At 32.7% G+C, this 5,353-nt stretch carries 5 protein-coding genes; all 5 read right to left on the bottom strand.

Annotated features, from left to right (window positions below; translation table 11 throughout):
- Positions 1-330: 330 nt before the first annotated feature.
- Positions 331-1,584: a serine hydrolase domain-containing protein gene (locus CXF67_RS07810; protein WP_102088246.1), complete on the bottom strand. Its 1,254-nt coding sequence runs from the start codon at positions 1,582-1,584 to the stop codon at positions 331-333.
- Between the two features lie 232 nt (positions 1,585-1,816).
- Positions 1,817-2,695, bottom strand: a complete 879-nt coding sequence (locus CXF67_RS07805; protein ID WP_102088245.1) for a hypothetical protein — start codon at positions 2,693-2,695, stop codon at positions 1,817-1,819.
- A gap of 216 nt (positions 2,696-2,911) precedes the next feature.
- Positions 2,912-3,985, bottom strand: a complete 1,074-nt coding sequence (locus CXF67_RS07800) for a 3-keto-alpha-glucoside-1,2-lyase-like domain-containing protein (protein ID WP_102088244.1) — start codon at positions 3,983-3,985, stop codon at positions 2,912-2,914.
- Positions 3,986-4,050: 65 nt separating this feature from the next.
- Positions 4,051-4,872, bottom strand: coding sequence for a helix-turn-helix domain-containing protein (locus CXF67_RS07795; protein ID WP_102088243.1), 822 nt, complete (start codon positions 4,870-4,872; stop codon positions 4,051-4,053).
- A gap of 179 nt (positions 4,873-5,051) precedes the next feature.
- A partial coding sequence (locus tag CXF67_RS07790; protein ID WP_145990397.1) for an integrase core domain-containing protein occupies positions 5,052-5,353 on the bottom strand: 302 nt, incomplete at its 5' end.

Genomic DNA, 5,353 nt, shown 5'->3' with positions numbered 1-5,353 from the left:
ATTAATTTCTATGTCTTTTATACTATTATTGTACTTATAGAAACGAGTTGCATAAAACTGCATAGGTCTCACAAGTGGAGAAGGACTGAGGGCAGTCCTTCTGGAAATTATTCAGGGAGCATTAATTTTCGTTAATGGGCAACCCTCAGAAAACCTGTAGCCCTTTAAAAAAAGTACAGAATAGTTTCGATTGGTGTAAAGAGCGATTGAAAAGATGGATTGCAAACCGCCGTATACAGTCTGTCCCGATTTTTATTGGGAAGACCCTTACGTACGTTGGTGTGAGGGGTGCACTCCATCATCTGATGGCGGAGCCATCCACTCGATTGCCTACAGTTGTTTTCGTTGTTTGTTCTTTTCTCGAATTATGAATATCGATGAAAGAATAATAATTATGTAACCAATAATTAATAAAGTCAATAGATATGATTTATTACGTTGCATTACAACATAATCGGCAATTCCTGCTTTCCAAAAAAGCCATTCGTCTGATATTCCGGAAGCAATATCGTAATTGCCTGTTTCCAAAATTATGATTCCATTTTTTGATTTAAGATCAATTCTTGCTGCTGTATTAATTGCGTTATTTCCGCTTCCATCGTGTCCAATTATATTAGAATTTTGGTCATTTTGACTATAAAGGTGAGGGCCTAATCCATATACACCAATTTTATTTATAAACGTTTCAGGTATACTCATTTTTGAAATTGTTTCTTCGGAAAGAACTACGTTACTTGAAATATTTGCCTCTAAAAATTTTGATAAATCTGCTGTGGTAGTAAATAAAGAGGCCGCTGCAAGTGCGGTAAATTTTTTCACTTCCCTTGTTGTTCCGTCATTTTTATAAACTTGTGCTAACTGAATATTTGGTTTTTCTGTTAGTACGAATGTCGAGTTTTCCATTTTCAAAGGTTCTAAAACTTCTTGTGTCATGTATTCTTGAAATGATTTACCGCTAATTTCTTCAATTAATAATTGCAATATTGTATATCCAGCTCCCGAATACATATACTTACTACCAGGTTCATAACCTACTATTGCAACACCGTCAGAATAATCCGTATCTGAAGCTTTTGTCAATGATTCTTCAATGGCTTGAACGGTTTCATTAGGCGGAAAACCCCCATAGCCAAGGTCGTCAACTAAACCAGAGGAATGTGAGAGTAATTTTCTAACAGTCACTTTTTTATTATCAAATTTACTTTCTGGCAGATGCCATCTTGTAAGGTAATCGTCAACTGGTTTGTCCAAATCCAATCTTCCTTTCTCTACCAATTTTAAAACTCCAAAAGATGTAACCCATTTGCTAATTGAAGCAACTGGGAAAACAGTATTTTTATTTACGGATTTATCAATAGAATAGAAGAAGTCTTTCGAGACTTTTCCATTTTCAATAAGTGTCATTGCGAAATTCCCGACAAACTCATTGTCTATTTTTTCTTTCGTAGCCTCAACAAATGCTTCAGAAGTATTTTGAGTGGTAATCGGTCTTAATAGAAAACCATCTATAAATCCATAACCGATAAAGGCAGTCCAAGATAGAATTACAAGAATTATCAGAGCAATGTGTTTAAATTTTCTCATTCCGTTTCTTATTAATTCGTATTTTTTTCAATTGTGGGCAACGTTTGGCTATGGTTAGTACGGGAGTTAAAAGTAATTAATTTCCGATTAAGCACTTAGCCAAAACTTTTTATTTTGTTTTATCTTTTTTGTTCTAAAGCCAAATCAAAAGATTTGGCGGACTTGGTTTAAAGCACTACCCTTTGGATTAAGCACTAAAACCCGTATTAATTATAGCCATTGTTAGGCACAGTTATTTTACTTCAATTTCATATCCGAGTTTCTTTGCATTCTCAATAAAGTCAGCAATATTATGAGGATTCCATTGATTACAAGTTGCAATTATTTCTCCATCTCCTAAGTTAATTGTCTCCGTTGGTTTTATATAATGTCTTTTGTGTCCCCAATTACTATAGATTTCTTCCGCTCTTGATAGTTTGTCAAAAACTCCAAAACTCCCTTGAATTTGTTTTGGAAAGACTTCTTTTAGCTTTGAAAATGTCGCAGTTGGATTTAAGTCAACGAACTCTCTAACAATTTCATTTACTAATCTAGCTTTATTATAGGCTTTGTTTTTATAAGTGAATTTAGAGTAGTCTTTTTCAGAGTATTTATATGAGAAATAGGTGTCAGAAACAACAAAGATATTATTGTCTGAACTTCTATATCTATTTAGCACAATGCCTGCGATTGGAATATCATTGTATTTGTATCCGTTATTTAGTTTTTCTTGCAATTCAGCACTAATTGACGTTCCAACGACTACACCAATCCATTTTGGTTTTACTTCTTCTTCCCAATATTTACCAATTTCTAATATTTGCTCCCTTTGGTCTAAATAGTTTTCAAGTTGGTTAAGAGTTGACTCATTAATTTGATTTAGTTTGAGTTCGATTATACTCAAATATTCAGCTCCATAAGAAGTCAAAATATCAATTCGACCATCTCTATCTCGTCTACCTTTCTTTAAAGCAATTTCCTCATCAAGAACAGCGACTTCACTAAAATTGTCATTGTCTAAAGCTAATATTTCTTCATTTTCAATCAAGTAAGCTTCCATTGCCAATTCCTTTTTAAATGGATAAGGTGCTAATTCAATATTATTTGCTGTTACTTGTTTGAATATTTTCATTGAGTTGGTTTAATGAATGCTAACGCTTGAGCTATGAACAGTACGGGAGCAAACTAGCGTTTGCTTTCTGTCATGTACATAGCAAAATTGTTTTGTTTTTTCTTTTCCTGTCTAAAGCAAAATCCTAAAGATTTTGCGAACATCATAAAAATACACAAACTTTAAGAATAGGAGAGAAGTCCGTATTGTTTATAGGTTTTGTTATAAAGCGTATTTTTATTCTATTTTTGCAATTAAACCCCAACCGTTTGCCTTATCCATAACAACACAGTGAATTTTGTTTGCTCCTTTTTCAAGAGGTAGGTATAATTTATTGGTATTGATGTTAATATGCCCCATGTATTGAACTCCTTTGGTTCTAAAGGCATTATTGCCTTTAAAAACCGCTTTGCCGTTTAAATAGACAATTATTCTGTCACTATAATCAAATGAAAAAAGTTTTGTTTCGTCTCTGTCTGCTTGTACCATCGTGGATGCGACGATATAGTCTTCTTCATTCTGTTCAAAGTTACCAGAAGAAGACTTTTTTATGTATTTAGAAATAGGTAAAAGTCCTGAGGCTTCAGTTTCAACCGTAATGTATTCTTCCTTTAAAAAGTTTTCAAAATATATCTCTTCTGCTTTGTAGGATTTTGATTTCGTGATTTCCCATTTCGTAATAATTGCAGGATCAACAGAAACACTGCTGTCTTTTTTGGCTCTCTCTACAGCTTCTTTGGCCGTAAATCTAAAGTTTGAAAACCTATTTGAGAACAAAGCAAAAAGCCCAATTTCTCCAGTATTTTGCTCTGTTATTAGTTTGTCTATTGTCATAACTTTTTCGTCGTTTACAAAAACCTCGGCACTTTGCTTGTTTACTTCGATTCGTAAGCTATTCCAACCTGTTTTTTTAAATGAAACTCTTGCTTGGTTTTCTCTGAATAATTGCCAATTCGACTCATTATTAAAAATGGGGGTGTACTGAACAGCATCTACTTGGTTCGATTTATGCATTCGCATATATACCTCTTCCATATTGTTATTTTGCTTTCTAAAAGTTATGCCCGCAAAACTTCTGATTGAGTTGGCATATACATCCACTTCAATGGTACCGTTTATAATTTTTTGATTTTTAACGGTGACCCTCCCACTATTTAGAACTAGAGTTTCCCTATTATCAAATTTTTCAAATGTAGTTTCTTGTGAAACATTCCAATTCGAAGCGACCATTTCGACTTTTATTTTAGAGCCTTGAGCAATAGCCAGTTGAAAACTCAACAAAGCAATGATTGAACAAATTATTTTTGTCATGATTTTTAATTTTTGTTTTGAACAAAAATCCGATTTAATAGCCTTATTACCTTATCACTTTAATATTAATTACTATCATTTTGGTAATTTTCCCTATAAACGGAAGGATTGATATCTTCCATTTTCATAAAAAATCTTGTCAAGTTATTTGGCTCACTAAAATTTAAGTCATGGGATATTTCCGATATTGTTTTATCGGAATAGCGGAGTTCAGTTTTTATCTCAAGTAGTAGCCTATTGCTGATAATTTCCTTTGCTGTATATCTAGTATGGTCTTTGACCATAGCATTAAGCTGATGGCGGGTTACATTTAATAAGTTGCAATATTCTTCTACTGTATGCGAGCTACGAATATTTAGTTCGAGTAGTTCTTTAAATTTATAAATTATTGAATTCGATTGTGTGTTTGGTGAAATATTGTAGCATTTTGAATACAGTCGGTTGAGCTTTGACAAAGAGAAATACAGCAGTGAACGTAATATGTGAGGGCTATCATTTTGATAATTTTTTATTTCGGCGATAATTTCGTTCAAAGCCAATCGTATAATAGTGTAATCATCGTTTTTCAGTTGCAAGAATTGTGGGTGTTGAGAATTATAAAAGTATTGTAGCCAGTAAGTGAACAATTTGTCGCCAAAAAAGTCAGATAAAAAATCACTTTGAAATACAAGGTGAAAACCTTTAATACCAGATAGGTCAATCATACAGCTTTTTTTTTGGAAGGGGGAAATGAAAAAAAAGCTATTCTCTTTAATGTCCAACAATTGCCCGTTTAATTCAATGCTTCCTTTCGCTTTTTCAAAAATCATAATCTCAAAAAAATCGGTAGTCTGTGGAGAAGGATCAAAGAAGACATTTGGATTACCCTCAAATTTGTGTAAATCCATTAGCAATTCGAATCCGTACTTTGTTTTTTTAAAATTGAATTTTCGCAAAATTGAATTTTTCTGTTACTAGTTTTCTATTATACTGATATAGGTTGACCTTTTCTAGGTTTAATTTATACCGTTCAAATTATTTTTTTTAGCCGTTTAGAAGGCGAAAAATAATTTGAACTAGCTATTTTCTAAATTAGAAGTTCAGTTAAATTTACGTTATTTCTGTGATATGATTTATATTTTATATTCGGATTCAAATGCACTTCGGCAGGTTTTCTTAAATCTAGGCTAAAATGGGTTCTTAAATTATTGTAAATAGATACTGCTTGTTTTGTTATTTGTGGAGCAATGTCGGTGTTTTTAATACAGTTTCTAAGTCCATATTCATATTTTAAAGTTCTATTAATCCTTTCTGCAATTGCATTTTCGTATGGGTCGTATTGTTCTGTCATACGCATCATGATGCCATTACTTTCGGCAAATTCTGTAT

Origin of the sequence: Psychroflexus sp. MES1-P1E (assembly GCF_002836055.1) — a bacterium.
Lineage (GTDB): Bacteria > Bacteroidota > Bacteroidia > Flavobacteriales > Flavobacteriaceae > Psychroflexus.
This window is presented reverse-complemented; position numbering and strand designations above follow the sequence as displayed.